Below are 26,595 nucleotides of genomic sequence, written 5' to 3'. Positions count from 1 at the left end.
GCCGTGGCCGCTTTCAAGAAAAGCTTTGCTTAATTTCTACCTGATCAAAAGGAGCCTCTGATGGCATCGGGCAAGGAACTACGCACCAAGATCAAATCGGTGGAAAACACCAAGAAGATCACCAAGGCCATGGAGATGATTTCCGTCTCCAAAATGCGCAAAGCGCAGGAGCGTATGCGCACGGCCCGGCCTTACAGCGAGAAGATTCGCAACATTGCGACCCATCTCGGTCAGGCCAACCCTGAGTATGTGCACCCCTTCATGAAGCGCAACGACGGCAAGTCGGTGGGTTTCATTGTGGTCACCACAGACAAGGGTTTGTGTGGCGGTTTGAACACCAACTTGTTGCGGGCAGTGACCGTTCAATTGCGCGAAACCCAGGCACAGGGCAAAACGCCTATGGCTGTGGCCATCGGCGGCAAAGGCCTCGGTTTTCTGAACCGGGTCAACGCCAAGGTGGTTTCTCATGTGACGCAATTGGGCGATAAGCCGCACCTCGACAAGCTGATTGGCCCCGTCAAGGTGTTGCTCGACGCTTATGCTGCAGGCGAAGTGAGCGCTGTTTACCTGTGCTACAACAAGTTTGTCAGCACCATGGCTCAGCAACCCACCATCGACATGTTGTTGCCATTGTCAACAGCCGATATGCAGGCAGAAACCAAAGCAGCCGGTCATACGCACGCTTGGGATTACATCTACGAACCCGATGCCCAAACGGTCATTGACGAGTTGTTGGTTCGTTATGCAGAAGCTTTGGCTTATCAGGCCGTGGCCGAAAACATGGCTTCCGAGCACGCAGCGCGGATGGTGGCCATGAAGGCCGCAACCGACAACGCAGGCAATGTGATTGGCGAGCTCAAGTTGGTCTACAACAAGACACGTCAAGCTGCCATCACCAAAGAACTGTCGGAAATCGTCTCTGGCGCAGCCGCAATCAGCGGTTGATTCCCAGTTCAGCAAATTCAAATTATTTGGAGCGAAAAATGCAAGCCCAAGGAAAAATTGTTCAGTGTATTGGCGCTGTGGTCGACGTGGAATTCCCACGCAACCAAATGCCCAAAGTTTATGACGCACTCAAAATGGAAGGCTCCGCGCTGACCCTGGAAGTGCAACAGCAACTTGGCGACGGCATCGTGCGCACCATTGCGCTCGGTTCCTCCGACGGGCTGCGCCGTGGTCTGGTCGTGTCCAACACCGGTAAAGCCATCACCGTTCCCGTGGGCAAAGCCACACTGGGCCGCATCATGGACGTTTTGGGTTCGCCCATTGACGAACGCGGCCCTGTGAGCCAAGAGCTCACCGCTTCGATTCACCGCAAAGCTCCAGCTTATGATGAATTGAGCCCTTCACAAGAATTGCTGGAAACCGGCATCAAAGTGATTGATTTGGTTTGCCCCTTTGCCAAAGGCGGTAAGGTGGGCCTGTTTGGTGGTGCCGGTGTGGGCAAGACCGTGAACATGATGGAGCTCATCAACAACATCGCCAAGGCACACAGCGGTTTGTCCGTGTTTGCTGGTGTGGGTGAGCGTACCCGTGAAGGCAACGACTTTTACCACGAGATGGCGGACTCCGGCGTTGTGAACCTCGAGAAGCTCGAAGAATCCAAAGTGGCCATGGTCTACGGTCAGATGAACGAGCCACCAGGCAACCGTCTGCGTGTGGCCTTGACCGGTCTGACCATCGCCGAATCATTCCGTGACGAAGGCAAAGACGTGTTGTTCTTCGTGGACAACATCTACCGCTACACACTGGCCGGTACCGAAGTGTCCGCTTTGCTCGGCCGTATGCCTTCTGCTGTGGGTTATCAGCCCACATTGGCTGAAGAAATGGGCCGTTTGCAAGAACGTATCACCTCGACCAAAGTCGGCTCGATCACATCGATCCAGGCCGTTTACGTGCCAGCCGATGACTTGACCGACCCATCACCTGCGACCACCTTTGCTCACCTGGACTCCACTGTGGTGTTGTCCCGTGACATCGCTTCTCTCGGTATCTACCCAGCCGTGGATCCTCTGGACTCCACCAGCCGTCAGTTGGATCCATTGGTGGTTGGTCAAGACCACTACGAAACAGCGCGTGCAGTGCAAGGTACATTGCAGCGCTACCGCGAACTGCGCGACATCATCGCGATCATGGGCATGGATGACTTGGCTCCCGAGGACAAGTTGGCTGTGGCCCGTGCTCGCAAGATCCAGCGTTTCCTGTCGCAGCCGTTCCACGTGGCTGAAGTCTTCACTGGCTCGCCAGGCAAGTACGTGACTTTGGCCGAAACCATCCGTGGTTTCAAAATGATTGTCGCAGGCGAGTGCGATCACCTGCCAGAGCAAGCCTTCTACATGGTCGGCACCATCGACGAAGCTTTCGAAAAGGCCAAAAAGGCAGCTTAAGCCCGCCTTGGGGCGACTGAGAAAGCCTCCCCAAAGCCCGCTTAAAAGCACCTTTTTAAGGAGTAAACATGAACACCATCCACGTTGATGTGGTCAGTGCAGAAGAGACCATCTGGTCGGGCAAAGCCCGATTTGTGGCCTTGCCTGGTGAGTCTGGCGAATTGGGAATTTACCCACGCCACACCCCCCTGATCACCCGCATCAAAGCCGGTTCGGTTCGCATCGAAAAAGCAGACGGCGGCGAGGAATTTGTTTTCGTGGCCGGTGGCCTTTTGGAAGTGCAGCCTGACTGCGTGACCGTTTTGTCAGATACCGCCATCCGTGGCAAAGACCTTGACGAAGAAAAAGCCAATGCCGCCAAACAATTGGCAGAAGAGGCTCTTCGCAACGCCAAAAGCGAAATCGATTTGGCGGTGGCCCAATCTGAGCTGGCTGTTTTGGCCGCCCAATTGTCTGCGCTGCGCAAATACCGTAAAAAGTAACGCGCTCGATCGGCCATGGCTGTCCCCTTGGGTACGGCAACACACACAACCCGGTGCAGCAATGCAACCGGGTTTTTTGTTGGCAAAATGACATGATGCACACGAAAAAACATGAGTATGAAACGTGAAAAAATGAATGCAGCTTTATTGAGCGGTACGCCTGATGATGTGGAGCAGGCTTTCTATGAGGCCTTGCACAATGCTGATCTGGACAAACTCATGGCGTGCTGGGCTGAAGAGGACGACATTGTGTGTGTCCATCCAGGAGGCGGCCGCATGATTGGCGTCGGCGCGATCAGGGCCACCTTTGAAAACATGTTCAACAATGGCAGCGTTCAGGCCTACCCAGAAAGAATCCACAAAATTGAATCCTTGGCGTCCTCCGTGCACCATCTCGTGGAGCGTGTAGAAGTCATCACACCGCAAGGCGCAAAGCATGCCTATGTGATCGCCACCAACGTGTATCACAAGACGGCGCAGGGATGGCGAATGGTGGCCCACCACACCAGCCCGGGAACAGCCAATGACACTGCAGATACCGGCGCGAAACCCACGGTGCTGCATTGATCCGATGAAATATGCTGCACCCGTTTGGCTGCCCGGAGGCCATGCTCAAACCATATGGTCTGCGTTGTATGCCAAGACAAGAAGCCGAACAGCATTGCCACTGCAGCGAACGCGCTGGAATACGCCAGATGGTGACTTCGTGGATGTCGATCACCAAAGTGCAAGTTGTGGAAGCAGACCGATGTTGGTGCTGTTTCATGGGCTCGAGGGCTCATCTGCCAGCCATTACGCGCAGGCCTTCGCCGATTGGTCGGCCGAGCAGGATATCCATCTGGCCATGCCTCATTTTCGAGGCTGCAGTGGTCAGATCAACCTTGCACCGCGCGCCTACCATTCTGGCGATCACGCCGAGATCGATTGGGTCCTCAAACGCTTGAAACACGAGCATCGACAAAGAGGTGGAAGCGTTTTGGTGGCTGCGGGGGTATCCCTGGGTGGGAATGCATTGATGCGTTGGGCAGCCGAACACGGGCAGCAGGCAAGTCAAGTCTCCGAAGCCATCGCCGCCATCTGCTCACCCTTGGATCTGGCTCAAAGCGGTGCGGCCATAGGCCAAGGACTGAACCGCTTGATCTATACCCCAATGTTCTTGAAAAGTATGAAACCCAAAGCTTTGGCCAAATGGGCGCAGTTTCCGGGCTTGTTCGACAAAAAAGCCATGTTGAAAGCTTCTGATCTCTATGAGTTTGACAATGTCTTTACAGCCCCTTTACATGGTTTCAAAGATACCCAGGATTACTGGGCCAAGGCATCTGCTAAACCGTTGATGCATGACGTCCGAGTGCCCGCATTGGCCTTGAACGCCTGCAACGATCCGTTTATTCCCGTTCATAGCTTGCCCCAAAAAAACGAAGTGTCCAGCAGTGTCACTTTATGGCAACCCAAGCATGGAGGGCATGTGGGCTTCGCATCAGGTGCGTGGCCAGGCCATGTCTTGGACTTGCCGAAAGCGGTGGGCAGTTGGCTCTTGGCTGCAGCAGGTCAGCGCACCTTGAGGCCGCAGTCGTGAAAGGGGTGATGAATGGATGACATTGTTCGACAAGCCATGAGCAAGTGGCCCAATGTGCCCGATTGCTTTGGGTGGCTTGGACTGGATGCGCGTGGTCAATGGCTGATGCGCGATGACGGGGTTCAGGCATTGGGGACTTTTCAGGAGGGCCCGGCCGCCGCAAAGGGTTCAGTGTTGAAGCATGAAAAACTCATTGCCTTCATTGAGCGCAATTACGCTTGCAATGAGCAAGGCTGGTGGTTTTTTCAAAATGGCCCGCAAAGGGTTTACATTGAGTTGGCTGTAACGCCTTTCATCTGGCGTTTAAGTGACACTTTTGAGGTGCAAGCACACACAGGCTTGCCAGCCAAAGCTCGGACCTGTTGGTTAGATGAAACTGGCAAAGCCTATCTGGACACCGACTTGGGATTTGGACTGGTGCACACCATGGACGTACCAAGGCTTGCAGCGGCCTTGGAGCGAGGGATATGGGATTGTCAGGAATGCCAATCCAGTGAGTTGCCAATAAACCATGGATTCGAATGCAGCCCGCAGGCTGCACATGATCGGCAAGCCAAACAGACATAAAAAAACGACTCCTCGGAGTCGTTTTTAGAAAGAGCAGAATGCTTATTTGGCAGCTTCAGCGGCAGGTGCTTTGGGTGCTTCGAACTTGCCGCCAGCACTGTTGGCCAAGTAAACCACTGCACGTGCAATTTCGATGTCGTTGAAGTCGCCCCCAGCTTGAGCACCCATCGCGCCCTTGCCTTTCAAGGCAGAGTTGACCAAGCCATCAAGACCTTGGCCTAAACGTGCACTCCAAGCGCTCGCCACTGCGAATTTGGGGGCACCAGCTGCACCGGCGTCGTGGCATGCAGCACACTGTGCTTTGTAGACCTCATCGCCATTTTTGAGAGGGCGGTTGGCATCACGCACTTCGACCGTGCCAATTTTTTGAATGCGAAGTGCGGTGGCTTTGTCGACGTCAACGGCGCCAGCAGCTGGTTTGTTATCCGAAGTCACATAGAACACCAAGCCGATGATGATGAACACGGGAATGACAAATGACGCAAAACTCAGCATCAGCATTTGCATGGGGGTTTTGACGGGGCCGGTGTGGGCTTCGTGTTGATCGTGGCTGTTGTCGCTCATGAAATCCTCATTGGGGAGTGGCCGAAAGGGCTGTCTTGGTTGTCAAAATCAACTGCGAATTATAGCGGCCCACCCTTTACCGTTCTTTCAAATTGCCTCAGTCAATGAACAAGCCGTGTGATAATGATCAAGTCAAAAGTGCGGCTGTAGCTCAGTGGATAGAGTATTGGCCTCCGAAGCCAAGGGTCGTGGGTTCGATCCCCGCCAGCCGCACCAATTGAACTCGGCAAGGTTGACTGACCTTGACGACCTTCAAAGCCTGCTGGATGCCACGATGCCGATCAAATAAGCATGCAGCCAAACCGATGAAATCGGGCCAGGAACCAATTGGACGGTCGATGCAGACGGGTTTGACGCAGAGGAAAACAGGCCTTTTTCTTGCGTGACGATCACCATCGGCAAAGGTGATTGGCCCCGCTTGTTGAATTTCTCGAGAGCTTTCAAGGTTTTCTCTTGCTGCACCAGCGGGGCAGACAGTTCCATAACAAGCATATCTGGGCGGTTGGTAGACAGGTCCAAAATTGCTTCTGTGACCGATTCAGAAAAACTGACATCAACGGGCAAGCCCCACTGATTCAAATTGTTTTTGAATGCTGGAATCCATTCTGAATTTTCAACCATGACATTGATGTGCTGTCGGGTCGCTGTTTTGACTTTGCGATGCAAAGGAATGTTGACTTGGCTTTGGTACTCGGAAATCGAATCGAATGAAATTCGGCGGTGACCACCACGGGTCTTCCAGCCCTTGAGCTCACCTTGGTCCACCAACGTTTGCACAAGCGTTGCCGACAGCCCCAGCATTTTCGCAGCACTGGCCGTGCTCAAAAATTGAGACTGAGTGGCCTTGGATTTGGGCTCTTCCAATTTGGAGGAGTTCAACATTCGATCGACATCCTCAAGTGGTGAACAAACGGTAAGGTCTTTGGCGAGCAATGCACTGGCTCAACATAATCGACGAAAGCAGGCGTGGTGATTGAAATGAATGGACGATGCTTCATTAAAAATGCCAGTTGTCGCAAAAATGTCATTATCAATACGAAGAAACAAAAGTGAATCACCCAAAAGGATTAGCCTGCAAAAAATCGGGAAAAATGTTAAATGATGTCAAGCCATCAATGGGGTCAAAGGCCGCTTTCAGAACGCCAGTGATGAATCAAACACCGTAACGTTCTCTGTAGGCCTGCACAACCGGCAGGTGTTCACCCAATGGGCTTTGACTGTGTTGGGCCAAAAAATCAAGCAAGTCTGACAGTTGAGCAATGCAGCAAACCTGCATACCCAAAGTGTTGCGCACATACTGAACCGCGCTATGCGGGACGTCCTTGACCGAACCATCGGCTTGCTTCTCAGTGGCCATCTCTTGACGGTCCAGTGCGATGGCAATGGCATGAGGAATGGCCCCGGCTGCCTGAATCAGGGCAATCGACTCCCTTGCGGCGGTACCTGCGCTCATCACATCGTCCACGATCAACACCCGGCCCTTTAGGGGGGCTCCCACCAATGAGCCGCCTTCGCCGTGGTCCTTGGCCTCTTTGCGGTTGTAGGCAAACGGCACATTTTTCCCCAAACGCGATAACTCGACCGCCACTGCGGCGCCCAGGGGGATGCCCTTGTAAGCCGGACCAAAAATCATGTCGAACTCGATCTCGCTGGCGAGCAAGGCTTTTGCATAAAATTGCGCCAATCGGCTGAGTTTGGCGCCATCGTCAAACAGTCCGGCGTTAAAAAAGTACGGGCTCATGCGACCGGCTTTGGTCTTGAATTGCCCAAAGCGCAAGACGCCTGAATCGACCGCAAACTGCACAAATTCCTGAGCAAGCGCCTGTGTATCGGCGCTGCTTGCCTGTCCTGTCACCATGGGGAAATCCTTGTTCAAACTCACCAGCCTCAACCTCAACGGCATCCGCTCGGCCACGACCAAAGGCGTTGAAGCCTGGCTGGCGCAAGAAAAACCTGATTGTATTGGCGTGCAAGAGGTCAAAGCGCAGGCCCCTGACGTGGCGGGCAAGTTTGAAGAACTGGCCGGTTTGAAGGGGCACTTCCACTTTGCCGAAAAAAAAGGTTACTCGGGCGTGGCCGTTTACACCCGCCACGAACCCAGCGACGTGGTGGTCGACTTTGACGGCGGCGAGTTCGACGCCGAAGGCCGCTATGTGGAGCTGCGCTTCGACACGCCCACACGCAAGATGTCCATCATCAGTTGCTACTTCCCCAGCGGCTCTTCCGGGCCGGAGCGACAAGAGGCCAAGTTCCGGTTTTTGGACAAGATGTACCCCCACCTGATGGCCCTCAAGGCCGAACGCGACTTCATCGTGTGCAGCGACGTGAACATCGCCCACCAACAAGCCGACCTGAAGAACTGGAAGGGCAATCTCAAGAACAGCGGCTTTTTGCCTGAAGAGCGCCAGTGGATGACCGAGCTGACCACTCAAGGCGGTGTGGTCGATGTGTACCGCCACCTGCAGCCGCACACCACCGACGACTGTTACACCTGGTGGAGCAACCGGGGCCAAGCCTATGCCAAGAACGTGGGCTGGCGTCTGGACTACCACTTGGCCACGCCCGCCCTGGCCGAAAAAGCCCGCAAGGAATCGATCTATAAGGCCGAGAAGTTTTCGGACCATGCGCCGTTCACGGTGGAATACGATTTCAGCCTGTAAGCACGGGTCCAGGCTTCAATTTCGGGTGTAGGTCAGCATGCGGCCCTTGTAGGCGGGTGCAGCTCCCATTGCAGGACGGTCCAGCAACTGCTCATGCAGGCTAAAGCCAGCCAGTGTCATGCGCTTGTGAAAAGCAGCGCGGTTGCCTCGGTTGGGGTCAACCACCCACACCTGCGATTGGGCCGCGGCATGTGCATGGATGAAGCTGGCCAATGCGCCTTCGTCGTCGCGCTCATACAAGATATCGCTGCCCACAATCAGATCAAACAGGCCTACAAGCTGCGTATCTTTGGCCGCACTCAGCACAGGCAATCCGTCTTCGCGCAGTGCCGCACGCCCCCAAAGCCCATGCCGGTAGGGCAGCGGCGGCAGATCATTGAGGCGGGTGTTTTCGTCCAAAAATGCACGCGCCAAAGGGTGGCAATCGCTGGCCGTCACCAAAGCCCCCCGGCGGTGTGCCACCAAACTGGTCAAACCCAGGCCGCAGCCGATTTCCAAAATGCGCTCCCCTGTGACGGGACGCATAGCCATGCGTTCCGCCAAGTGCATGCCAGAGGGCCACAGCATGCCAAACAAGGGCCACGTCGCCGATGAGATGCCCAAATTCAAGGCCTCGCCCAAAGGGTCGTGGAATTGGTTGAGGTCGAGCAAGGCGCGGATGATCAAGTCGTCCGTGCCCTCAACCGCGATGCTGTCCTGACGCGTCAGGTAGCCGGGTGATGAAGGATGCAAAAAGGCAATCGGTGCAGCGCGAGTGCAAAAACCAAAAGGCGCTGGCTGGGGTCACTGTACACCCAGTGAGGTCTGCGCCTTAGCTGGCCATATGGCCAGCTACAGGGGGCGCCATGCATCAAGGACGCACCGCGATCTCGTTGCGCACAGAGTTGACGCCTTTGACACCGCGAGCGATGGTTTCGGCTTTGTTGCGCTCTAAAGTGCTCTTGGCAAAACCGGAAAGCATCACGGTCCTGTTCAGTGTTTCCACGCTGATGGACGAGCCCGCCACGTCTTTGTCTTCAAAAAAGCGTGACTTCACCAAGGTAGTGATGCCCGCGTCGTCGATGTAAGCGCCTACAGATTCTTGTCCACGCGTGACAGCGCAGCCAGATGCAAACACCAGAACCAGAGAAGCGGCCAATGTGGCCCAAGTCGTTTTTCGAATCATGTTGAAGTCCTATCGTGCAGTTGGTCGAAACAGCCAAGCCAAGGCTTGACACCTTGTTTGAAGCCATACCCCACGGTATGGCCATTCAAGAAAATTCATCGTATGCACGAACGGGCGCTGAGTCGGTGCGCTAGAGCGCACAAGGTGCGCCTCATTTAAAGAATCCGCCATTGGTGTGACAACCCACAGACATGTCGTGACGGGCCTCCTAAAGTGAACGTCTCTCTTTTTCATTCACTGCAAAGGCCAATATGTCCGATTTAAAAACCGCAACCGAAAAAATGTCTTCGTTCGGCGCAACCGTCAACAGCAATGTGGATGAGTTGCTCAATGAAGCAAGACCTGTTTTGAGTCGAATGACCGACCGTGTCAAAGACGAGCTGCACGATCTAGGTGAATCCGGCAAAGAAGCCATGTCCGACGTCAAGCACAAGCTGGAAAAAGAAGCCCGTCATGTGCGTGTCAGTACTGAACACTTCATTCAGCACGAGCCCATGGCTTCGGTATTGATTGCAGCCGGTACTGGTGCTGCTGCGGCCTTGGCGGTGTCTTGGTTCATTCGCTCACGCCAACGCTGATGCTCAAACTGCTGCTGAAAATGATGTTGCTGCCACCGGAGCTGATCAAGTCCCATGCCCAAGGCTATGTGGATTTGGCCAGCGAGGTGGGTTCGCGCTACCTGTGCACGCTCAAAAACAGATGGGTGATGTTTGCATTGAGCGCGTTGACCTTGGTGTTGGCCTTGATCTTCGGTGGCGTGGCCTTGATGCTGTGGAGCACAGCCACTCAACTGGACGCATCGCAAGCGGCGGTTTTGTGGGGCTTGCCCAGCACCTTTTTGGTCATCAGTGCGCTGTTAGGGTGGCGCGCAAAAAGCCTGCGTCTGCCGTCCTTGTTGCAAGACATTCAGTCACAGCTGCAGTTGGACCTCGAAGTCATTCGAACGGCTGATGCGCCATGAGTGCTGAATTGACGCCCCTTCAGCGTCTGGCCATTTCACGAAGCCAGTTGGCGCACGCTTTGCGTGATCCTGTTTGGTTGTTGCTGCTGCAGCGCTTTTTGAAGGAAAAACCGCCTTCTTAGTTGAGATCACAACCAAAAAGCCTGCGCCACTTTGTGTGGTGCAGGCTTTTGGGGGAGTCATGTGGGTGGTGCGCTGAGGGTCAGGGCCTTCGACCTTGTATGACACGCACCAAGACCACCACCAAGGCGATCACCAACAGAAGATGGATCAGTCCTCCCAAAGTGACCGATGAGACCCAGCCCAACAACCACAAGAGCACCAGCGCAATCGCCACACTTTCAAGCACAGCGACATCTCACTTTTTGGATTTGTCAATTTCATGACCAATGACGCCCCCGACCGCGGCGCCCCCTAATGTCCCGGTGGTGCTGCCCCCAGTCAGGATCGAGCCCCCAATGGCCCCCACCCCAGCCCCGATGGCGGTGTTTTTCTCTTGTTGTGTCATGCCAGCGCAGGCGGTCAAAGCCAGCGTGGTCATAGCGAGCAGGGAGGTCCCTGCCATGCGAATCAGTGGATGAGCGGTGTGCATAGATGAACTCCTTGTTGAGGCATGCGAAGACTTGACCGCTGTTCGCGACAACACGGCGCAGGCCGATCAAGCCATTTCAGGATAAGGAGCGTGCAGTGCACCGTCTGTGGCTTGGCGCACACGGGTGGGTAACAGGCGCAAAGGCCCTGCATTCCTATAATTCCCGAATGCTGCAATACCAAACCATCCCCGTCACGCCCTTTCAGCAAAACTGCTCCCTTGTGTGGGACGACCAAAGCTACCAAGCTGCAGTGGTGGATCCAGGTGGCGATTTGGATTTGATTTTGGCCGCGGTCCATGGACACGGCCTGAAGCTGGAACAGATCTGGATCACGCACGGCCACTTGGACCACGCATCGGGTACGGCCGATCTGGCCGAGCAATTGGGCGGCCTGCCCATCATCGGACCGCACCCGGCAGACCAATTTTGGATTGACGGGTTGCCCCAAGCTGCAGCCGCTTATGGTTTCCCACCTGCAAGGGTGTTCAAGCCTACTCGGTGGCTGGCCGATGGCGACACCGTCACGCTGGGGGCGCACACCTTGCAGGTGCGCCATTGCCCAGGACACACGCCAGGCCATGTGGTGTTTTATTCGCCGGAGATCAAGCGTGCCTTTGTGGGTGATGTGCTGTTTGCGGGCAGCATTGGGCGCACTGACTTTCCGCAAGGCAACCACGATGATTTGATCGCCAGCATCACCCAGCGTTTGTGGCCCATGGGCAACGACACGGTGTTCATCCCCGGCCACGGCCCCGAAAGCACGTTCGGGCGTGAGCGGCAAAGCAACCCCTATGTCGGCGGCACCTGAAGCGTGCCGGGGTGCTCAGCCCTTGCGGGCTTGTTCGTACAGGTGCTGGACTTTGGGCAGGTTGGCCTGAAGCTCTTCGATGCGGTTGTTGCCACTCGGGTGTGTGGATAAAAAAGACGGCCCACCGTTGCCGCTGGCCGATTGCATCTTTTGCCAAAGCGTCACGCTGGCTTCGGGCTTGTAGCCACCGCGTGCTGCAATTTCAAGGCCTACCAAGTCAGATTCGGTTTCGTCATCGCGGCTGTACTTCAGGGTGAGCAGTTGGGTGCCCAAGTTGGCTGCGGCATCGCCCAAAGCGCCCAAACCCAAAAGCTGTGAGGCGATCGAGAGGCCAAAACTGGTGGCTTGGCTTTTGGCCAAACGAGCGCGGGCATGCTCTCGCAGCGCATGCGCCATTTCGTGGCCCATGATCATCGCGGCCTCGTCGTCGCTCAGTTTCAGCTGGTCCAGGATGCCAGTGTAAAAAGCGATCTTGCCGCCGGGCATGCACCAAGCGTTGATTTGTTTGCTGCCGATCAAGTTGACTTGCCAGCGCCAGTCGCGTGAGCGTGGGTTCCAAGGTGCGCTGTGAGGAATCAGCCTGTTGGCAATGGCTCTAAGTCGCTGCAACTGGGGATGGTCGTCCGGAGCCAATGCGCCTTTGGCTCGGGCTTCGGCCAAGACCTGCGTGTACTGTTGCTGTGCCGAATTTTCGAGGGTTTCGGCAGGCACCAATTTGCGCAGGCCAGACGCTGAGCCCACATCCACCTGGGCCAAGGCGCCTGTCGTGCCCGCAGCTGCAGTGGCGCCAGCGGCCAACAGAAAGGCACGGCGGGCCTGCCAACGGGGTGAGTCCGATGGTGGCGTCGTGTCGGCGGTGGATGATTTGAAATCGCAAAGAAAGCACATGGTTGGCAAATCATAACGAATGCTTCGGGTTTGCCGCATCCCAAAGCGCTTTATTCGGCCCGTGCAGCAGCCGATAATCTGCCCATGCTTGAAACTGCTGCCCCAAATAACCCTTCCACGCCCGCCACCGTGCGCACCTGGCGCGAGGCGCTGCGCTTGTATTTGCAGCCCGCCAGCTTGCGCATGCTGGCGCTGGGTTTTGCAGCCGGCCTGCCCTTGCTGCTGGTCTTGGGCACGCTCAGTTTCAGGTTGCGCGAAGCGGGCATTGACCGCAGCACGATTGGCTACCTCAGTTGGGTAGGCTTGGCCTATGGCGTGAAATGGATGTGGGCGCCCTTGGTGGACCGAATGCCCATTCCTTGGCTCACACGGCAGCTGGGGCGCAGGCGCAGCTGGTTGCTGCTGTCGCAACTCGTCATTGCCGGCGGTTTGGTGGGCATGGCGCTCAATGACCCGTCTCAGTTGCTTGGCCCTTTGGTGGCCTGTGCTCTGGCGGTGGCCTTCGCATCGGCCACCCAAGACATTGCCCTGGACGCCTACCGCATCGAGTCGGCCGAGGTGAACGCTCAAGCCGCATTGGCAGCCAGTTACCAAACAGGTTACCGCTTGGCCATGATCTGGGCCGGGGCAGGCGTGTTGTGGATCGCGGCCTGGGCGCAAGGCGATCAAGTTACAGGCTATGCCCAGTCGGCTTGGCAAGCGGGTTATTTGGTCATGGCGCTCAGCATGTTGCCGGGCATGCTGGTGGTTCTGAGGTCACCCGAACCTGTGCCCGCGCCCTTCAAGCCTGCACGCAATGTGGCCGAGTGGCTCAAAGGTGCGGTGCTCGAGCCTTTTGCTGATTTTTGGGTGCGCTACCGCTGGCAGGCGGTGCTGTTTTTGGCGCTGATTGCGGTCTACCGCATCAGCGACGTGGTCATGGGCATCATGGCCAACCCTTTTTATGTCGACATGGGGTTTACCAAAAGTGAAGTGGCGGGCGTGACCAAGGTGTACGGGGTGATCATGACTTTGGTTGGGGCGTTTGTTGGCGGGCTGCTGTCGGCCCGGTTTGGCGTGATGCGTGTGCTCATGCTGGGCGCGGTGCTCAGTGCGGCCAGCAACTTGTTGTTTGTGTGGCTCAGTGGTGTGGGGCACGACGTGCAAGCCCTGGTGTGGGTCATCTCGGCCGACAACCTGGCCAGCGGCATTGCGTCTGCGGCCTTCATCGCCTATTTGTCATCGCTCACCAATATCAGCTATTCGGCCACCCAATACGCGCTGCTCAGCTCCATGATGCTGCTCTTGCCCAAGTTCATCGCTGGGTTTTCGGGTGATTTTGTCGATGCCTACGGTTACGCCAACTTCTTCACCGCCACGGCTTGGTTGGGTGTGCCTGTGTTGGTGTTGGTGGCGTTGGCGGCGCGGGTGCATGCGCGTGCGCCGGGACATGGATCGCCTCGTTCCTCGCGATGACGGCTCTCCCGTCACTGCGAGCAAAGCGCGGCAGTCCATGGATTGCTTCGTGCCTCGCAATGACCACTGTTTGCCATGGCGAAAAGTCTCACCCGCTTTTCTGCAAACAATGTTGAGAGCCCGGCTTTGCCCACCATGACTGACTTTGGCAGGACTTTAAAATGTACGCTACATAATTGATTCTGCCCAAGCTTCTTTAAATGCTGCAATTGCTCATGTGCGCTTCACCGCACATTTGCGTTACGGCCTAAAGATCGTGGTTATGGAGCAAGTCACTTACTGCAAGTTGTTGACTAGCGGTAGGTACTATGTTGCGTTGTACCGTTTGTAGTTCAATACGCACGAGTGACTATGTTCTTTATAAGGCCAATAGCCGTAAGTTCGGACAAAATGACTTCATGTAGGTATCATGCAGTACCCAATTTGATCTTTTCATAATAAAATAGTTAAAATTACACAGGAGCACAAAATTGTTTATAAATCAACTAAAACTCTCGATCTTGGTTAAAATCATTATCAAATATCCTTTCATTCTGCTTAGTGGGCTATTAAAGGGAAGGCGGTCCGCGAGATTTCTATCGCTACTCCCACCTTTTTTTAAAAATCAACTAATTTTCGATAAAAAGAAGATGTTATTTTTAAATCCGAAAATTCGAAGTTATGTCGACTTCCTAACCCTTCGTCAGATATTTCAAGGGAATGACTACGGACTTGAGAAAATTGGAAGAAGACGGGAGTTATTGGCCCATTACCAAAAAATCGTTCAATCCGGCAAATTGCCTTTGATCATTGATTGTGGCGGAAATATTGGCTTGGCTTCGAAATATTTCAATAATGAATACCCGGAAGCTATTGTTGTATGCATTGAACCTGATCATTTAAATATAGAGCAGGCAAAAGTTAATAATAAATCAAGTAAAGTACATTTTTTGGAAAAGGCAATTGGTTGTCGTGTCGAGAGAGGTACAGTTGTTGACCCTGGCCTTGGGGAATGGGGCTACCGCATGGAAGTTTCTCACGATGGCAGGACAGAAGTTGTTTCAATTAACTCTCTTCTGAAGACTTACGATGAAAATACTTATTCGCCTTTTATTGTGAAAATTGATATTGAAGGTTTTGAGGAAAATTTATTTTCGCAAAGTACTGAATGGATCAAGAGATTCCCACTTTTAATTATTGAGCTGCACGATTGGATGCTTCCAAAATCTGCAAACTCATCAAACTTCTTAAAGGTAATTGCTCCACTGAATCGTGATTTTGTCTTTTATGGTGAAAATATATTTAGCATAGATAATGAGTTCATATGATAAATTTCGGTCGCTACTTTTTAAAGATTTTTTGCTCTAGAGTTGCCTGTCAATCGCACAAGGGCGGACAGCAATCGATTCAGTGGTATCCTTTACTTGGGCCTATTATTTATTGATATAAATTTGAAAATTATGAAGTTTAATAAAATTTTTTGTATACGTATTCCGCCAAAGGTTGCTTGGCCTCTTTCTGGTCTGGCAAAATCCCGACGAATTGACCATTTTATTTGGACGGAATTAAAAAATTATCAGATATCACGGCAATTACACCATGTTGATTGCTATGGGTTAAATGTAAATAGTGAATGTAAAATTACTTTATAAAGCAGTATGAATGTTTTTGTTGTGGGCGGCGCGGGCTACATTGGTAGCCACATGGTCAAACGGCTGGGGCAGCTTGGATGTGCCGTGACCACGCTGGACAACCTGAGCAGCGGCCACCGAGATGCGGTGCTGTGTGGCGACTTCATTCACGGCGACTTGGCCAATACCGCGCTGTTGGCACGGCTGCTGCAGCCTGGTCGCTTCGATGCGGTCATGCACTTTGCCTCGTTCATACAAGTGGGCGAATCTGTGCAAGATCCGGCCAAGTATTACGAAAACAACGTCACCAACACTCTGCTCCTGCTGGACACCATGCGTGCCGCTGGGGTGAACCGCTTTATTTTTTCGTCTACAGCCGCCACATTTGGGGAGCCGCAGTACTCACCTATTGATGAACAGCACCCCCAGCAGCCCATCAACCCATATGGGCGCAGCAAGCTGATGATTGAGCAGGTGCTGGAAGACTACGACCGCGCCTACGGCTTGAAGTCGGTGTGTTTACGTTACTTCAACGCCGCCGGGGCCGACCCGGATGGCGATCTGGGCGAGCGGCACGAGCCAGAAACCCACCTGATCCCCTTGGTGCTGCAAGTGGCATCTGGCCGACGTACGCACATTTCGGTGTTTGGGCGCGACTACGATACGCCCGACGGCACCTGCATTCGCGACTACATCCACATCAACGACCTGTGTGAAGCCCATTGGCTGGCGCTGCAAAGCCTGATGCAAGGCGCTGGCAGCCAGCGGTACAACTTGGGCAACGGCCAAGGCTTTTCGGTGCAAGCAGTTATCGACGCGGCCCAACGGGTGACGGGACACAAAATTGCCGTGCAGTACGCACCTCGGCGCACAGGTGACCCAGCACGGCTGGTGGCCGACGCCACCTTGGCCCGCCAGCAACTGGGCTGGACGCCCCAATTTGCCGATCTCGACACCCTGGTGCGCCATGCTTGGGCTTGGGAAAGAAACTCTCAGATCAAACTGTGATGACCACTGAAACGACGCACCGACACACCAACAAGCGCTATTCTGCGACGCTGTTTTTGCTGACCTACAACCAGCAAAACACGGTAGAAGCCGCCGCCATGTCCTGCTTGAACCAAGCTTGTGAGCCTATTGAAATCGTGTTCAGCGACGACTGCTCCAGCGACGGCACCTTGGCCAAACTCCACAGCATGGCAGCGCAGTACCAGGGACCGCACCATGTCCGGGTGCGCCAAAACCACAACAATTTGGGCATTGCCGATCATTACAACCAAGCTGTTAGTGAAGCGAGCGCCGAACTGATAGTGGTCGCGGCTGGCGACGACCTGAGTGCTCCAAATCGCGTGGCGCGTGTCTTGGAAGCCTGGCGCGCCAGTCATGGGCGCCTCAACCTTATCGCCAGCTATGCCACTAGCATCGACCGCCATGGAAAAGACCTGGGTTTGATTCAAACCGGACACCTGGAAAAATGGCCCGACGCAAAGACCTGGTGCAAAAAAAGGCCCTATGTCATCGGAGCTACATTTGCCTTTCACAAAAAACTCTTCACGGTATTTGGCCCTTTGGACAATGGTGTCGACTACGAAGACCAAGTGCTGAGCTTTCGTGCAGCCACTCTCGGGGGGGGCTTGACCATTCCGGAGCCCTTGGTGCAGTATCGTCAAGGTGGCTTATCTAGCCGATCCGTTCCAAATTCCGCTGAGCTTCTTACTCACGCCCACAGCAAATACAGACGGCAGTTGGCGGTGTACACACAAATCACAAAAGACTTGGGCACAATTGGACAATCCCATCTTTCTAGAACGAAAATCGCAAGGTATATTGAAAAAAGCAATGTTGTCCTTGAATTAATTAGCAAAACATCACCGTCATTCTCAGACTTGCTGCACATCTCCGTTAAATACAAAAAATCTCCAGGGATTTTTTGGACCTTGATGCGATTTTTTTATATTAAATATCCTCGAGCGACTGTTTTTTTTGGTAAAAGAATTTAATTGGCTGCATATGAAAAATCTAATAAAAAAAATTCGCCGCTGGAATAATCAGCGAATTGGAGGTCGACGTGAATCAAACAAAAATATTTTGAATCACCCTCATCGCCTGGGCATTTTGGGGATAATGAAAAATGAATCCATGAACATATTGGAGTGGGTTGAGCATTATCAAAATGAAGGCGTGACAGCTATTTATTTGATTGACAACGGTAGCACCGATGATACCATAGAAAAAATACAAGGCCATATTCAATCGGGTCTTGTTAAGCTGATCATGCTTCCGGAAAAACACAAACAAAAACAACACTATTGGACGGCATTTGAGCATTTTAAAATAAATGAAACTTGCCAATGGTTGATCATTGCGGACATCGATGAATTTTGGTTTTGCAAGGATGGCACTAAACTCAACGATATTTGGCCGCAATACCATGGCTACGACGTTGTATATGTGAACTGGAGTATATTTGGCAGCAATGGATATGACAAACACCCGTCCAGTTTGCGAAAATCGCTCACAAAAAAGCAAACTCATTTGACATCAAATATGTTTACCAAATGGGCTTGTAGAAGCAGTATCATTCAATCGATTGAAAATATTGATATTCACAAAGTGATTGGCGGTTGTTCATCGCGAACGATTGCTGACAATCAAATGTTTCAAATCAACCATTATGTTATACAAAGTAAAGAATACTTTGAAAAAGTCAAGATGACCCGTGGTGATGTGATCAAAGCAATGAATGACGATGTGCGTGATTGGGCCTACTTTGAAAGGTACGAGGTAACGTGCACTGAAACCGATGAGGTTCTCTCGAAAAGGATCAATTAATAAAGTCGTCTGTACTTGTGGATTAGGGCTTTTCTATTTTTGAAAATAAACTGTTGTACACCCCATTGAATGCATTGATTGAACTCGGTTTAGCAGCCATCTAGGTTTATTTTTTAAAAGGCCAGTTGTTTTACTGTGAATTTTCGGATGCATCGACCCTGTAAAACTCCAGCAGCCCCAGTGAACGCTGGTGATCTAGGGTGATAACGGAGGGTCGAAATTTTCAAATAGATATTCAATGAAGCTTTTTTGGGGTTCTATGAAAGCAGCGCCAAGACTGATGACTTTTGCAGCAACTACCTGAATTCACTAGTTGATGCGTATGATCTTTAAAAAAAGTATAGGCCTTTGCTGTGCCTGTTGCAAGCGAATGGTTTGGATGTTTTCTTTGAAAAATTGGCCGAAACCCTTGTCCTTAACCGACTGCAAAACGCTGGTCAACGCTGGGTGCTGGCGTGAAATGAATTTTGCAGGGACGACTCTTTAATGGCAGTAAGGCTCACAAGCCGCCCAAACTCAGTCAAACTCTCAGGATGAGGCTCACAAAAGATATATCATGGGTCAAGTGCGCGCTACCAACCAAGTGACTTGGCATGAATGACAACTTAGTGCATTAAACTTGGCAGGCATCGCAAATCTAATTTCTAAGGGAGAATATATTATGAAGTTCAAATTGGGTCGTTTGCTATCAATAATTAAATCAAGAGAGCTTAAATTCCATACAGGCCAATATGGTGAAGATGTTTTTCTACACAAGCAATTTCGACGACTGACAAGTAAAGGATTTTATATTGATGTTGGTGCCCATCATCCATATGCAATATCAAATACTTCCTACCTGTGGTCTCTTGGTTGGAATGGAGTAAATGTAGATGCAAGCAAGGCTGCAATTCAAGAGTTCAAATCAGCAAGACCGGATGACTTAAATATTTGTGCCGCAGTTGTTTCAGCAGATAAAGCCCAGCCTGGTAGTAGTATTAGATTTTATTTTAATAAGGATATTGATAATAGCGCAACATGCGACGTTGATATTGCTAAAGAGCGCGGGCTACTGAATTCCGTTGACGTACCATGTGTTAGTATGGCGAGTTTGATATCGCAAGCAAAGTCTAATTTTGGCGGAAATTTTGATTTCCTAAATGTGGATATTGAAGGCTTTGATGAAGTTGCTATTTCCGATATTAATTCATGGCCTGAGAAGCCAAAAATACTTATGATTGAGATTTACTCAAGAGACATGGTTGAACTGCTTGCGCGTCCGTCGGTTCATATGCTGATGAACGCAGGCTATTTGTTGGTTGAAAGGATGGGGCACACTGCAGTGTTCAAGCGTATCGAGGAAAATGCTTAAATATAGAGCTTAGCCACTATGTTCAGTAAGTTTTTTGTGCTGGCTATTTTTTGTATCTGGCAGTGCTTTTAAGCCAACGACTTCTCGTCCTCTTAACCAATAAGCTACTCTGATAAAGGCTATATGGACTTGGCCTAGCACTCGTCGAGCTTTTATCCGCAAGAAAGTTAAGCGGTTCGGGAAACTGGGGGGGGTTTTTTCTCTGGCAATCAAAGATTCTGTAGAAATAGGCGCAGGTTGCCCAAAATGAACAGCGACATTCATTTGAACCAAGTTGGCTGGAACCAACTGCCATGCTCGCCACCCGCGGAATTCGTTGATAAAAGCATCTGCCAAAGCGGCACCATTTTTTTGGTAACGCTCAATCAGCATGAGGGCTCCAGATGGCCACAGCAGATAACCAGCAGCACCTGCGCTGTTCAGATGTAAACGTTGCATCTTCAGCTCATCGACATATTCAGATTGCCCTAAGATTTTTTTCCCCCATGTTTCCAAACAAATGTAGTCTGCGCAGGACGTTTGACCTAGGGTAAGGATGTCTTGATACCAATGTTCACTCAAAATCACATCATCCTCAAGGACTACTGCTGGCCCACAGCTCTGAGAAATGCGCTGCCAAACTCGTAGATGGCTCAGAAAACAACCTATCTCGGTTTTTTTCAGCGGACGCTGCCAACGAAATGCGTGCTGTAGAAATTCTTCGTCAGAAAAATCTTCCACGCCTACGGCGGCTTCCCAAATGGGCTCAAAACCCAAGCGCTGGGCTTGCGCTTCCTGAAATATCCGACGGTGTTGAGCCGAGGCCAAACTGATGATGTGAACGGGTACCGTCATGCTTGACCTTTCCATGCCCAAACCACGACACCGATCAAACGCCCCCACATGCGCGCAATCAGCTTGGGCGAAAACAGCATCACGCGCAGCGGCAATGCCAAGGCAGTTTGCCAGATCAGTTGTTGGCGCAAGCGCTCAGCGGTAGCAGGGCTGTCGTGTTTGGTTGCAAAGATCAGTTTGGATTGGGCGTGGTGGAAGCCGCGCCCATATTCGCTGCGCCAAGGCGAGGCCCCTTTAACCGAGCCACGCGAGCGGTGCAGCGCTTGTACGCTCGGCACCACCACCATAGGAAGTCCCGCTTTGAAAAAGCGCAAGCATAGGTCATCGTCTTCGTAGTAAAGGAAGAAGGTTTCGTCAAAGAAACCGGTGGGCTGGCATGCGCTCATGCGCAGAAGCATGGCCGCCCCACACACAAAGCCCACACTCGTGGGGCCCGTTGCGCCAGGGCCTTTGGACGTCCACTGGGTACTGGGCCAACGGTAATTCACATCGGGGTGGCCTTTGGCATCGACGAGTTGTGGTGCCAGCATGGCGGCTTCAGGAAATTGGTCCGCTGCGGCCAAGAGCTGTGTCAACTGTTCAGTTGACAACTCACAATCAGGATTGAGCAGTAAAGCAAAGGGTGTCGTCACTCGCGTCAAGGCGCGGTTGTTGGCTGCACCAAAGCCCAGGTTATTGGGCAGTGCGATGACCTGAGCGTTAGGCAGGTGTTGCGCAACAGCTTGGGCGCAACCATCGTCGCTGCCGTTGTCTACCAAGATGATATGGGGGCAAGCTGCAAGTTGGTGGCCTAACGCAGGCAAACAATGAGCGCTGTTGAAAGTGACAATAATAACTGTAGTGTCATTTATGCTGGATGCTATCGATTTGGAGTAATGATGATCCATGGCATGAAATCCGTTTAGATGTTAGATAAGCCAAAAGTAAGAGCCATATTGATTTTTTGGTTTATCAACAGAGAAGCTGGATAGAGGATTCAGTTGTTATTTGCTTTAATTAGTATGCGTTAAGAGGATATGCGATATATGTTTGGGTGTATTTATCTTTGGGAATAAAAGTTACTTGGATGAAATAAATTCCCATAGCAGATGGCTTCTTCGGTTCATTATCGAGTCAATAATCGTTTTAACTTTGATTTTTAAGCTGGGGTTGGCAGGGTGGTAGTCACCTCTTGGATGTAGTTTCCTTTGCCTGATAAATTCGAAAGAACCTTTAAATCCATACATGTTTGCCATCGGCTCATTCCCAGTAAAGTAACGATGGCTTTTGGTGGTCAAAATATTCACATGTGTTGGGTCTGTGAATGCAAGTTGATGGGGATAAGCCGGGAAAACAGCATAAAACTTACCGCCAGGTTTTAGAACTCTACTGATTTCATTCATCAACTCAATAAATGGAAGATGACTTTGATGGTTGCTGTGATCAATCGCAACCCTTGGAATGTGCTCTAAAAAATCATAGGCAGAAACACTATCAAAGAATGAATCCGGGAAGGGTATAGGCTCCAGAACAAGATTTGCGGACAGGATTTGAGTCACACCCGGTGCAGATAAACCATCTCTGATGTCAATGCCGTATAACTCTTCGCATTTATAGGGATTTCTGGGGGCTGTACCGCAACCGAGATCAAGATGTTTTGTCATACGGCCTCAGTGGTGGTGCCCCACCACCTCCCCGGCTTTCAGTTTGTACACGGTGCCGCAATAAGGGCACTTGGCCTCACCGGTTTTGGATACATCCAAGTAAACCTTGGGGTGGCTGTTCCAGATTTTCATGTCAGCCTTGGGGCTGGGGCAAAACACACCGCCCTGGGGGTTCAGGTCGGTGGCCAGCAGTTCAACTGATGCGTTGCTCATGGTTCAGACCTTGGTCAGCCAGTGGGCGTACTTGGGGTTGCGGCCGTTGACGATGTCAAAGAACGCAGTCTGGATTTTTTCGGTGATCGGGCCACGGCTGCCCACGTAATCGCCCTTGCCCAGCTCGATCCGGTCGAGTTCGCGAATCGGTGTGACTTCGGCTGCAGTGCCCGTAAAGAAAGCCTCGTCGGCAATGTAGACCTCGTCTCGGGTGATGCGCTTTTGCACGATCTCCAACCCTAAGTCTTTGGCGATGTGGAACACCGTGTTGCGGGTGATGCCGTTCAAGGCGCCAGCCGACAAGTCAGGCGTGTAGATCACCCCGTTTTTGACCACGAAGATGTTCTCGCCCGCGCCTTCAGACACAAAGCCCGAGGTGTCGAGCAACAAGGCCTCGTCGTAACCCTCGTCGGTCACTTCCATATTGGCCAAAATCGAGTTGGTGTAATTGCTCACCGCCTTGGCTTGGGTCATGGTGATGTTGACGTGGTGACGGGTGTAGCTGCTGGTCTTGACGCGGATGCCGCGCTTCATGCCTTCTTCGCCCAGGTAGGCACCCCAGGTCCAGGCCGCCACCATCACATGGATGGTGTTGCCTTTGGGGCTGACGCCCAGCTTTTTGTCGCCGATCCAAGTCAAGGGGCGGATGTAGCCGCTTTCCAAATTGTTCTCGCGCACCACGGCACGCTGGGCTTCGTTGACCTGCGCTTGGGTGAAGGGAATGTTCATGCGCAAGATCTTGGCACTGTTGAACAGGCGCTCGGTGTGCTCTTGCAGGCGGAAAATGGCCGTGCCTTGCTCGGTTTTGTAGGCGCGCACGCCTTCAAAAGCGCCGCAGCCATAGTGCAGGGTGTGGCTCAAGACATGGATCTTGGCATCGCGCCAGTCGACCATCTGGCCGTCCATCCAGATTTTGCCGTCACGGTCTGACATGGAGGGAATGACAACGCTCATGAAAGTGTCCTTTAAAGAAACTGCAAAAAATAGGGTTGACTGGGATTTTAAGGGTTTGACTCTTCTGGGACTACCTCGGGGCGCACCAAAGCCCACGCGGTCAACTTGCCGCCCACAAAAGTGCAGGTCACCACCGAATCACTGGAATCGGTCCAGCTGTAAATCTCGGGTTGGGCGTCTTTTTCTGTCAAAAGTTGGCCCAAAGAACGTGTCATGGCGATCACATGCATCAAATTCACGCCTTTTTTCAGTTTGGCATTGAGCATGACGGCGCTGGCCACATGGCCAATGGGCCGGTCGGCAGCTTTTTTAAGGATGGTGACCATGCGCGTGAAGTGCAGCAGCACCCACATGACGACCCCGCCCACGGCCAGGGCAATGCCCGCCCATTGAAAGGCCTGCCAGGCCCCGATGGTGAAAACAACAATGGCCAGCGGTGCGATGATTTTGGTGAAATTCATGGGGGCAGATTGTGCCTTGATTGCTTGGCGGCTTCTCATGCTGGATCAGTCCAATCCCCGCACCACTTGCATGGCTTCTTCGATGCGATCGACCGGGTAAATGGTCAGGCCCTCAAAAGCCTTGTCGTTTTTCTTGGGGGCATTGGCCTTAGGCACCACCGCCACCTTGAAGCCCAGTTTGGCCGCTTCTTTCAAGCGGTCTTGGCCGCGCGGCGCGGGGCGCACTTCGCCCGCCAGGCCCACTTCTCCAAAGGCCAAAAAGCCTTTGGGCAGTGCTTTGCCGCGCAGGCTGCTGGTGATCGCCAGCATGACGGCCAGGTCGGCCGCGGGTTCGCTGATGCGCACGCCACCCACCGCGTTGACAAACACGTCTTGGTCCATGCAGGCCACGCCTGCATGGCGGTGCAGCACCGCAAGCAGCATGGCCAAGCGGTCGCGGTCCAGACCCACAGACAGGCGTCGGGGCGATGGGCCACCGCTGTCGACCAGAGCCTGAATTTCCACCAGAAGCGGGCGCGTGCCTTCCAGTGTGACCATCACGCAGCTGCCGGGCACGGGCTCGGCGTGCTGGCTCAAAAAGATGGCACTGGGGTTGCTCACGCCCTTGAGGCCTTTTTCGGTCATGGCGAACACGCCGATTTCGTTCACCGCGCCAAAGCGGTTTTTGATGGCGCGGATCAGACGGAAGTTGGAATGCGTGTCGCCCTCAAAGTACAGCACCGTGTCCACCATGTGCTCCAGCACGCGGGGGCCGGCCAGCGCACCCTCTTTGGTGACATGGCCCACCAGCACGATGGTGGTGCCGGTGGATTTGGCGGTACGCGTCAGATGCGCCGCGCATTCGCGCACCTGGGCCACCGAGCCGGGGGCGCTGGTGAGTTGGTCTGAATACACCGTCTGGATGGAGTCGATGATGGCGATGCCCGGCTGGCGTGCCTGCAGGGTGTGCAAAATTTTTTCGAGCTGGATCTCGGGCAGCACAGGCACTTGCGAATCCGGCAGGCCCAGGCGGCGCGAGCGCATGGCCACTTGTGCCCCGCTTTCTTCGCCTGTGACATACAGCGTGTTCATGCCGCTTCGCTGCAGCGCGTCCACCGCTTGCAACAACAAAGTCGATTTGCCAATGCCTGGGTCGCCGCCAATCAGCACCACTCCGCCTTCGACCATGCCGCCGCCCAGCACGCGATCGAGTTCATCAATGCCGGTGGGGTGGCGTTCAAAGTCGGCTGCTTGAATTTGCGCCAGTGGCAGCACTTCGGACGTAGGCGCCAAGGATGCGTGCACCGAACCAAAGCGGTTTTTGCCAGCTGCGGGCTCGCCTGAACCCTCAATCAGGGTATTCCAGGCGTTGCAGCTGGGGCATTTGCCCATCCAACGGGCGCTGGTGCCACCACATTCGGTGCAAGTGAAAATCGATTTGTCTTTGGTCATAGAGCGATTGTGCCTTTGAGGTCAAACCGCTCACCGCCAGGCGTTGACCATTTCGCGGGTGATGTCGGCTGCGCTCAGATTGCGTGCGCTGGCGGCGTTTTGGCCCGACCACAGAGGCGTGAAGTCACTCAAGCCCTGAGCTTCCGCAGCGGCGCGCAAAGGGGCAATGCCTGCGGTGGCCAAAGGGAAGGCCGGTGCAGCGGGGTTCAGTGCCCCCAGCTCGCGCATCAGGCGGTTGACGATGCCGCGCGCTGGGCGGCCACTGAACAGGCGTGTCAATGCGGTGTGCTGCCCCTCGGGCGATTGCAAGGCCGCGCGGTGCAGGGCGCTGGTGGTGGCCTCGTGGCTGCACAGGTAAGCCGTGCCAACTTGCACACCCGTCGCACCCAGCGCTTGGGCTGCGGCCACGCCTTGCGCTGACCCGATGCCGCCTGCAGCGATCACGGGCAACTGCACGGCCTGAACAATTTGGGGCAACAGCGCCAATGTGCCCATTTGGGTGCTGAGGTCATCCGTTAAGAACATGCCCCGGTGCCCGCCCGCCTCCAGGCCTTGGGCGATCACCGCATCTGCGCCATGCGCTTGCAGCCACAGGGCTTCTTGCACGGTGGTGGCCGATGACAGCACCCAACTGCCCCAGCTTTTGACGCGGGCCAGCAAATCCGGCGTTGGCAGACCAAAGTGAAAACTCACCACCGCTGGGCGAAAGGCCTCCAGCACATCGGCGCTGTCGTGGCCAAAGGGGACGCGGCCTGCGCCAGTGGGCATGCCGGTTGGGTCCAGGCCCATCTCGCGGTAATAGGACGACAAAACCTGTTGCCAAGCGGCTTGCTGCACAGGGTCTGCCACGGGCGGGGTGTGGCAAAAAAAGTTGACGTTGTAGGGCCTATCGGTTGCCCTGCGCAGGGTTTGCAGTTCGGTCTGCAATGCTTCAGGCGTGAGCATGGCGGCCGCCAGCGACCCCAAGCCTCCGGCTTCGCACACGGCGGCGGCCAGCCGGTGGTTTTGCACCCCGGCCATGGGGGCCTGGATCACGGGACCGGCAAGATCAGAAAGCAAATCGGCAAAAGACATGGGCGACTCTTGGAAAGGGGCAGCAGAAAGACCAAGCTGCATCTTATGAGATGCGCACGCTCTGGGGCATGGCCCGATGACGGTGT

Annotated in this window: 33 protein-coding genes and 1 tRNA gene; 18 read left to right on the top strand and 16 right to left on the bottom strand. The window is 53.5% G+C overall.

What is annotated here, in order from left to right:
- Positions 1-60: 60 nt before the first annotated feature.
- The 6 genes from atpG (at position 61) to Q1M54_RS14285 (ending at position 5,012) form a co-directional block, all read left to right on the top strand.
- Positions 61-945: a F0F1 ATP synthase subunit gamma gene (atpG, locus tag Q1M54_RS14310; RefSeq protein WP_300558551.1), complete on the top strand. Its 885-nt coding sequence runs from the start codon at positions 61-63 to the stop codon at positions 943-945.
- Between the two features lie 38 nt (positions 946-983).
- Positions 984-2,387 carry a F0F1 ATP synthase subunit beta gene (gene atpD, locus Q1M54_RS14305; RefSeq protein ID WP_300558549.1) on the top strand — a complete coding sequence of 468 codons (1,404 nt, stop codon included), beginning with the start codon at positions 984-986 and terminating at the stop codon, positions 2,385-2,387.
- Between the two features lie 68 nt (positions 2,388-2,455).
- Positions 2,456-2,869 carry a F0F1 ATP synthase subunit epsilon gene (locus tag Q1M54_RS14300; protein WP_300558546.1) on the top strand — a complete coding sequence of 138 codons (414 nt, stop codon included), beginning with the start codon at positions 2,456-2,458 and terminating at the stop codon, positions 2,867-2,869.
- Positions 2,870-2,986: 117 nt separating this feature from the next.
- Positions 2,987-3,436 carry a nuclear transport factor 2 family protein gene (locus tag Q1M54_RS14295; RefSeq protein ID WP_300558555.1) on the top strand — a complete coding sequence of 150 codons (450 nt, stop codon included), beginning with the start codon at positions 2,987-2,989 and terminating at the stop codon, positions 3,434-3,436.
- A gap of 4 nt (positions 3,437-3,440) precedes the next feature.
- The gene (locus Q1M54_RS14290; protein WP_300558544.1) at positions 3,441-4,445 is read left to right on the top strand and encodes an alpha/beta fold hydrolase; all 1,005 of its coding nucleotides are present in this window, start codon (positions 3,441-3,443) and stop codon (positions 4,443-4,445) included.
- Positions 4,446-4,457: 12 nt separating this feature from the next.
- Complete coding sequence (locus Q1M54_RS14285) at positions 4,458-5,012, top strand: DUF2946 family protein (protein ID WP_300558541.1); 555 nt, start codon at positions 4,458-4,460, stop codon at positions 5,010-5,012.
- Positions 5,013-5,054: 42 nt separating this feature from the next.
- On the opposite strand, the gene Q1M54_RS14280 is transcribed toward Q1M54_RS14285, so the two are convergent.
- Positions 5,055-5,576, bottom strand: coding sequence for a c-type cytochrome (locus Q1M54_RS14280; RefSeq protein WP_300558538.1), 522 nt, complete (start codon positions 5,574-5,576; stop codon positions 5,055-5,057).
- Positions 5,577-5,716: 140 nt separating this feature from the next.
- On the opposite strand from Q1M54_RS14280, the gene Q1M54_RS14275 reads away from it, so the two are divergent.
- Positions 5,717-5,792: transfer RNA gene (locus Q1M54_RS14275), tRNA-Arg, on the top strand.
- A 36-nt stretch (positions 5,793-5,828) separates the two neighbouring features.
- Here the strand turns inward: Q1M54_RS14275 and Q1M54_RS14270 are convergent.
- Positions 5,829-6,458 (bottom strand): helix-turn-helix domain-containing protein, encoded by a 630-nt coding sequence (locus tag Q1M54_RS14270; RefSeq protein WP_300558535.1) that lies wholly within the window; start codon positions 6,456-6,458, stop codon positions 5,829-5,831.
- Between the two features lie 271 nt (positions 6,459-6,729).
- Positions 6,730-7,434: an orotate phosphoribosyltransferase gene (pyrE, locus tag Q1M54_RS14265; protein ID WP_300558533.1), complete on the bottom strand. Its 705-nt coding sequence runs from the start codon at positions 7,432-7,434 to the stop codon at positions 6,730-6,732.
- 10 nt (positions 7,435-7,444) lie between these two features.
- Here pyrE and Q1M54_RS14260 point away from each other — a divergent pair, with 10 nt between their 5' ends.
- Positions 7,445-8,236 carry an exodeoxyribonuclease III gene (locus tag Q1M54_RS14260; RefSeq protein WP_300558553.1) on the top strand — a complete coding sequence of 264 codons (792 nt, stop codon included), beginning with the start codon at positions 7,445-7,447 and terminating at the stop codon, positions 8,234-8,236.
- A 15-nt stretch (positions 8,237-8,251) separates the two neighbouring features.
- Here Q1M54_RS14260 and Q1M54_RS14255 read toward each other — a convergent pair whose 3' ends face one another.
- Positions 8,252-8,968, bottom strand: a complete 717-nt coding sequence (locus tag Q1M54_RS14255) for an SAM-dependent methyltransferase (protein WP_300558530.1) — start codon at positions 8,966-8,968, stop codon at positions 8,252-8,254.
- A gap of 118 nt (positions 8,969-9,086) precedes the next feature.
- On the bottom strand, positions 9,087-9,401 hold the full coding sequence (locus Q1M54_RS14250) for a BON domain-containing protein (RefSeq protein ID WP_300558527.1): 315 nt from the start codon (positions 9,399-9,401) through the stop codon (positions 9,087-9,089).
- A 251-nt stretch (positions 9,402-9,652) separates the two neighbouring features.
- On the opposite strand from Q1M54_RS14250, the gene Q1M54_RS14245 reads away from it, so the two are divergent.
- The 3 genes from Q1M54_RS14245 to Q1M54_RS14235 are packed head-to-tail and all read left to right on the top strand — an operon-like array spanning position 9,653 to position 10,484.
- Positions 9,653-9,979 (top strand): hypothetical protein, encoded by a 327-nt coding sequence (locus Q1M54_RS14245; RefSeq protein ID WP_300558524.1) that lies wholly within the window; start codon positions 9,653-9,655, stop codon positions 9,977-9,979.
- Entirely contained in the window at positions 9,979-10,362 is a 384-nt protein-coding gene (locus tag Q1M54_RS14240) for a hypothetical protein (RefSeq protein WP_300558521.1), read from the top strand. Before Q1M54_RS14245 ends, Q1M54_RS14240 begins: the two co-directional genes overlap by 1 nt.
- Positions 10,359-10,484: a hypothetical protein gene (locus Q1M54_RS14235; protein WP_300558518.1), complete on the top strand. Its 126-nt coding sequence runs from the start codon at positions 10,359-10,361 to the stop codon at positions 10,482-10,484. The genes Q1M54_RS14240 and Q1M54_RS14235 overlap by 4 nt, the downstream gene beginning before the upstream one ends.
- Before the next feature lie 80 nt (positions 10,485-10,564).
- Here the strand turns inward: Q1M54_RS14235 and Q1M54_RS14230 are convergent, their stop codons facing one another.
- Entirely contained in the window at positions 10,565-10,711 is a 147-nt protein-coding gene (locus Q1M54_RS14230) for a lmo0937 family membrane protein (RefSeq protein WP_019426856.1), read from the bottom strand.
- 9 nt (positions 10,712-10,720) lie between these two features.
- On the bottom strand, positions 10,721-10,954 hold the full coding sequence (locus tag Q1M54_RS14225; protein WP_300558513.1) for a glycine zipper 2TM domain-containing protein: 234 nt from the start codon (positions 10,952-10,954) through the stop codon (positions 10,721-10,723).
- Between the two features lie 167 nt (positions 10,955-11,121).
- Between Q1M54_RS14225 and Q1M54_RS14220 the strand changes: the two genes are divergently transcribed.
- The gene (locus Q1M54_RS14220) at positions 11,122-11,763 is read left to right on the top strand and encodes an MBL fold metallo-hydrolase (protein ID WP_300558510.1); all 642 of its coding nucleotides are present in this window, start codon (positions 11,122-11,124) and stop codon (positions 11,761-11,763) included.
- A gap of 15 nt (positions 11,764-11,778) precedes the next feature.
- Here Q1M54_RS14220 and Q1M54_RS14215 read toward each other — a convergent pair whose 3' ends face one another.
- Positions 11,779-12,651: a M48 family metallopeptidase gene (locus Q1M54_RS14215; protein WP_300558507.1), complete on the bottom strand. Its 873-nt coding sequence runs from the start codon at positions 12,649-12,651 to the stop codon at positions 11,779-11,781.
- A gap of 84 nt (positions 12,652-12,735) precedes the next feature.
- On the opposite strand from Q1M54_RS14215, the gene Q1M54_RS14210 reads away from it, so the two are divergent.
- From Q1M54_RS14210 to Q1M54_RS14185, 6 genes are all read left to right on the top strand, one after another.
- Positions 12,736-14,106 (top strand): AmpG family muropeptide MFS transporter, encoded by a 1,371-nt coding sequence (locus Q1M54_RS14210; RefSeq protein ID WP_300558505.1) that lies wholly within the window; start codon positions 12,736-12,738, stop codon positions 14,104-14,106.
- Between the two features lie 629 nt (positions 14,107-14,735).
- Positions 14,736-15,413, top strand: a complete 678-nt coding sequence (locus tag Q1M54_RS14205) for an FkbM family methyltransferase (RefSeq protein ID WP_300558502.1) — start codon at positions 14,736-14,738, stop codon at positions 15,411-15,413.
- A gap of 330 nt (positions 15,414-15,743) precedes the next feature.
- Positions 15,744-16,724: a UDP-glucose 4-epimerase GalE gene (gene galE / locus Q1M54_RS14200; protein WP_300558499.1), complete on the top strand. Its 981-nt coding sequence runs from the start codon at positions 15,744-15,746 to the stop codon at positions 16,722-16,724.
- Positions 16,724-17,716: a glycosyltransferase gene (locus Q1M54_RS14195; protein ID WP_300558496.1), complete on the top strand. Its 993-nt coding sequence runs from the start codon at positions 16,724-16,726 to the stop codon at positions 17,714-17,716. The genes galE and Q1M54_RS14195 overlap by 1 nt, the downstream gene beginning before the upstream one ends.
- Positions 17,717-17,726: 10 nt before the next feature.
- Complete coding sequence (locus Q1M54_RS14190) at positions 17,727-18,548, top strand: glycosyltransferase family 2 protein (protein WP_300558493.1); 822 nt, start codon at positions 17,727-17,729, stop codon at positions 18,546-18,548.
- Between the two features lie 661 nt (positions 18,549-19,209).
- On the top strand, positions 19,210-19,899 hold the full coding sequence (locus Q1M54_RS14185) for an FkbM family methyltransferase (RefSeq protein ID WP_300558490.1): 690 nt from the start codon (positions 19,210-19,212) through the stop codon (positions 19,897-19,899).
- 9 nt (positions 19,900-19,908) lie between these two features.
- Here Q1M54_RS14185 and Q1M54_RS14180 read toward each other — a convergent pair whose 3' ends face one another.
- The 8 genes from Q1M54_RS14180 to Q1M54_RS14145 all read right to left on the bottom strand — a co-directional run bounded on the left by Q1M54_RS14180 (position 19,909) and on the right by Q1M54_RS14145 (position 26,509).
- Positions 19,909-20,733 (bottom strand): glycosyltransferase family 25 protein, encoded by an 825-nt coding sequence (locus tag Q1M54_RS14180; protein WP_300558487.1) that lies wholly within the window; start codon positions 20,731-20,733, stop codon positions 19,909-19,911.
- Positions 20,730-21,620 (bottom strand): glycosyltransferase family 2 protein, encoded by an 891-nt coding sequence (locus Q1M54_RS14175; protein ID WP_300558484.1) that lies wholly within the window; start codon positions 21,618-21,620, stop codon positions 20,730-20,732. The genes Q1M54_RS14180 and Q1M54_RS14175 overlap by 4 nt, the downstream gene beginning before the upstream one ends.
- A gap of 171 nt (positions 21,621-21,791) precedes the next feature.
- Positions 21,792-22,376, bottom strand: coding sequence for a class I SAM-dependent methyltransferase (locus Q1M54_RS14170; protein WP_300558481.1), 585 nt, complete (start codon positions 22,374-22,376; stop codon positions 21,792-21,794).
- Positions 22,377-22,382: 6 nt separating this feature from the next.
- Positions 22,383-22,589, bottom strand: a complete 207-nt coding sequence (locus Q1M54_RS14165) for a zinc-finger domain-containing protein (RefSeq protein WP_300558478.1) — start codon at positions 22,587-22,589, stop codon at positions 22,383-22,385.
- A gap of 3 nt (positions 22,590-22,592) precedes the next feature.
- Positions 22,593-23,543, bottom strand: a complete 951-nt coding sequence (locus Q1M54_RS14160; protein ID WP_300558475.1) for a branched-chain amino acid transaminase — start codon at positions 23,541-23,543, stop codon at positions 22,593-22,595.
- Between the two features lie 47 nt (positions 23,544-23,590).
- Positions 23,591-24,004, bottom strand: a complete 414-nt coding sequence (locus Q1M54_RS14155) for a glycerate kinase (protein ID WP_300558472.1) — start codon at positions 24,002-24,004, stop codon at positions 23,591-23,593.
- Between the two features lie 45 nt (positions 24,005-24,049).
- Entirely contained in the window at positions 24,050-25,435 is a 1,386-nt protein-coding gene (gene radA / locus Q1M54_RS14150) for a DNA repair protein RadA (protein WP_300558469.1), read from the bottom strand.
- Positions 25,436-25,465: 30 nt separating this feature from the next.
- Positions 25,466-26,509: a nitronate monooxygenase gene (locus Q1M54_RS14145; RefSeq protein WP_300558466.1), complete on the bottom strand. Its 1,044-nt coding sequence runs from the start codon at positions 26,507-26,509 to the stop codon at positions 25,466-25,468.
- Positions 26,510-26,595 lie beyond the last annotated feature (86 nt).

This window comes from Limnohabitans sp. Rim8, assembly GCF_943326455.1.
GTDB lineage: Bacteria > Pseudomonadota > Gammaproteobacteria > Burkholderiales > Burkholderiaceae_C > Limnohabitans_A.
Note: the sequence above shows the minus strand (reverse complement) of the source record. Positions and strands in the feature narration are given on the sequence as shown.

Excerpts from the sequence above, each read along its gene's own strand:
- Q1M54_RS14165 (WP_300558478.1), bottom strand. The coding sequence starts at position 22,589 with ATGAGCAACGCATCAGTTGAACTGCTGGCCACCGACCTGAACCCCCAG.
- Q1M54_RS14225 (WP_300558513.1), bottom strand. The coding sequence starts at position 10,954 with ATGCACACCGCTCATCCACTGATTCGCATGGCAGGGACCTCCCTGCTC.
- Q1M54_RS14145 (WP_300558466.1), bottom strand. The coding sequence starts at position 26,509 with ATGTCTTTTGCCGATTTGCTTTCTGATCTTGCCGGTCCCGTGATCCAG.
- pyrE (WP_300558533.1), bottom strand. The coding sequence starts at position 7,434 with ATGGTGACAGGACAGGCAAGCAGCGCCGATACACAGGCGCTTGCTCAG.
- Q1M54_RS14190 (WP_300558493.1), top strand. The coding sequence starts at position 17,727 with ATGAAAAATCTAATAAAAAAAATTCGCCGCTGGAATAATCAGCGAATT.
- Q1M54_RS14285 (WP_300558541.1), top strand. The coding sequence starts at position 4,458 with ATGGATGACATTGTTCGACAAGCCATGAGCAAGTGGCCCAATGTGCCC.
- Q1M54_RS14180 (WP_300558487.1), bottom strand. The coding sequence starts at position 20,733 with ATGACGGTACCCGTTCACATCATCAGTTTGGCCTCGGCTCAACACCGT.
- atpD (WP_300558549.1), top strand. The coding sequence starts at position 984 with ATGCAAGCCCAAGGAAAAATTGTTCAGTGTATTGGCGCTGTGGTCGAC.
- Q1M54_RS14235 (WP_300558518.1), top strand. The coding sequence starts at position 10,359 with ATGAGTGCTGAATTGACGCCCCTTCAGCGTCTGGCCATTTCACGAAGC.
- radA (WP_300558469.1), bottom strand. The coding sequence starts at position 25,435 with ATGACCAAAGACAAATCGATTTTCACTTGCACCGAATGTGGTGGCACC.
- Q1M54_RS14185 (WP_300558490.1), top strand. The coding sequence starts at position 19,210 with ATGAAGTTCAAATTGGGTCGTTTGCTATCAATAATTAAATCAAGAGAG.
- Q1M54_RS14290 (WP_300558544.1), top strand. The coding sequence starts at position 3,441 with ATGAAATATGCTGCACCCGTTTGGCTGCCCGGAGGCCATGCTCAAACC.
- Q1M54_RS14155 (WP_300558472.1), bottom strand. The coding sequence starts at position 24,004 with ATGAATTTCACCAAAATCATCGCACCGCTGGCCATTGTTGTTTTCACC.
- Q1M54_RS14280 (WP_300558538.1), bottom strand. The coding sequence starts at position 5,576 with ATGAGCGACAACAGCCACGATCAACACGAAGCCCACACCGGCCCCGTC.
- Q1M54_RS14215 (WP_300558507.1), bottom strand. The coding sequence starts at position 12,651 with ATGTGCTTTCTTTGCGATTTCAAATCATCCACCGCCGACACGACGCCA.
- Q1M54_RS14160 (WP_300558475.1), bottom strand. The coding sequence starts at position 23,543 with ATGAGCGTTGTCATTCCCTCCATGTCAGACCGTGACGGCAAAATCTGG.
- Q1M54_RS14240 (WP_300558521.1), top strand. The coding sequence starts at position 9,979 with ATGCTCAAACTGCTGCTGAAAATGATGTTGCTGCCACCGGAGCTGATC.
- Q1M54_RS14300 (WP_300558546.1), top strand. The coding sequence starts at position 2,456 with ATGAACACCATCCACGTTGATGTGGTCAGTGCAGAAGAGACCATCTGG.
- Q1M54_RS14205 (WP_300558502.1), top strand. The coding sequence starts at position 14,736 with ATGTTATTTTTAAATCCGAAAATTCGAAGTTATGTCGACTTCCTAACC.
- Q1M54_RS14270 (WP_300558535.1), bottom strand. The coding sequence starts at position 6,458 with ATGTTGAACTCCTCCAAATTGGAAGAGCCCAAATCCAAGGCCACTCAG.
- Q1M54_RS14210 (WP_300558505.1), top strand. The coding sequence starts at position 12,736 with ATGCTTGAAACTGCTGCCCCAAATAACCCTTCCACGCCCGCCACCGTG.
- galE (WP_300558499.1), top strand. The coding sequence starts at position 15,744 with ATGAATGTTTTTGTTGTGGGCGGCGCGGGCTACATTGGTAGCCACATG.
- Q1M54_RS14220 (WP_300558510.1), top strand. The coding sequence starts at position 11,122 with ATGCTGCAATACCAAACCATCCCCGTCACGCCCTTTCAGCAAAACTGC.
- Q1M54_RS14245 (WP_300558524.1), top strand. The coding sequence starts at position 9,653 with ATGTCCGATTTAAAAACCGCAACCGAAAAAATGTCTTCGTTCGGCGCA.
- Q1M54_RS14295 (WP_300558555.1), top strand. The coding sequence starts at position 2,987 with ATGAAACGTGAAAAAATGAATGCAGCTTTATTGAGCGGTACGCCTGAT.
- Q1M54_RS14170 (WP_300558481.1), bottom strand. The coding sequence starts at position 22,376 with ATGACAAAACATCTTGATCTCGGTTGCGGTACAGCCCCCAGAAATCCC.
- Q1M54_RS14250 (WP_300558527.1), bottom strand. The coding sequence starts at position 9,401 with ATGATTCGAAAAACGACTTGGGCCACATTGGCCGCTTCTCTGGTTCTG.
- atpG (WP_300558551.1), top strand. The coding sequence starts at position 61 with ATGGCATCGGGCAAGGAACTACGCACCAAGATCAAATCGGTGGAAAAC.
- Q1M54_RS14175 (WP_300558484.1), bottom strand. The coding sequence starts at position 21,620 with ATGGATCATCATTACTCCAAATCGATAGCATCCAGCATAAATGACACT.
- Q1M54_RS14195 (WP_300558496.1), top strand. The coding sequence starts at position 16,724 with ATGACCACTGAAACGACGCACCGACACACCAACAAGCGCTATTCTGCG.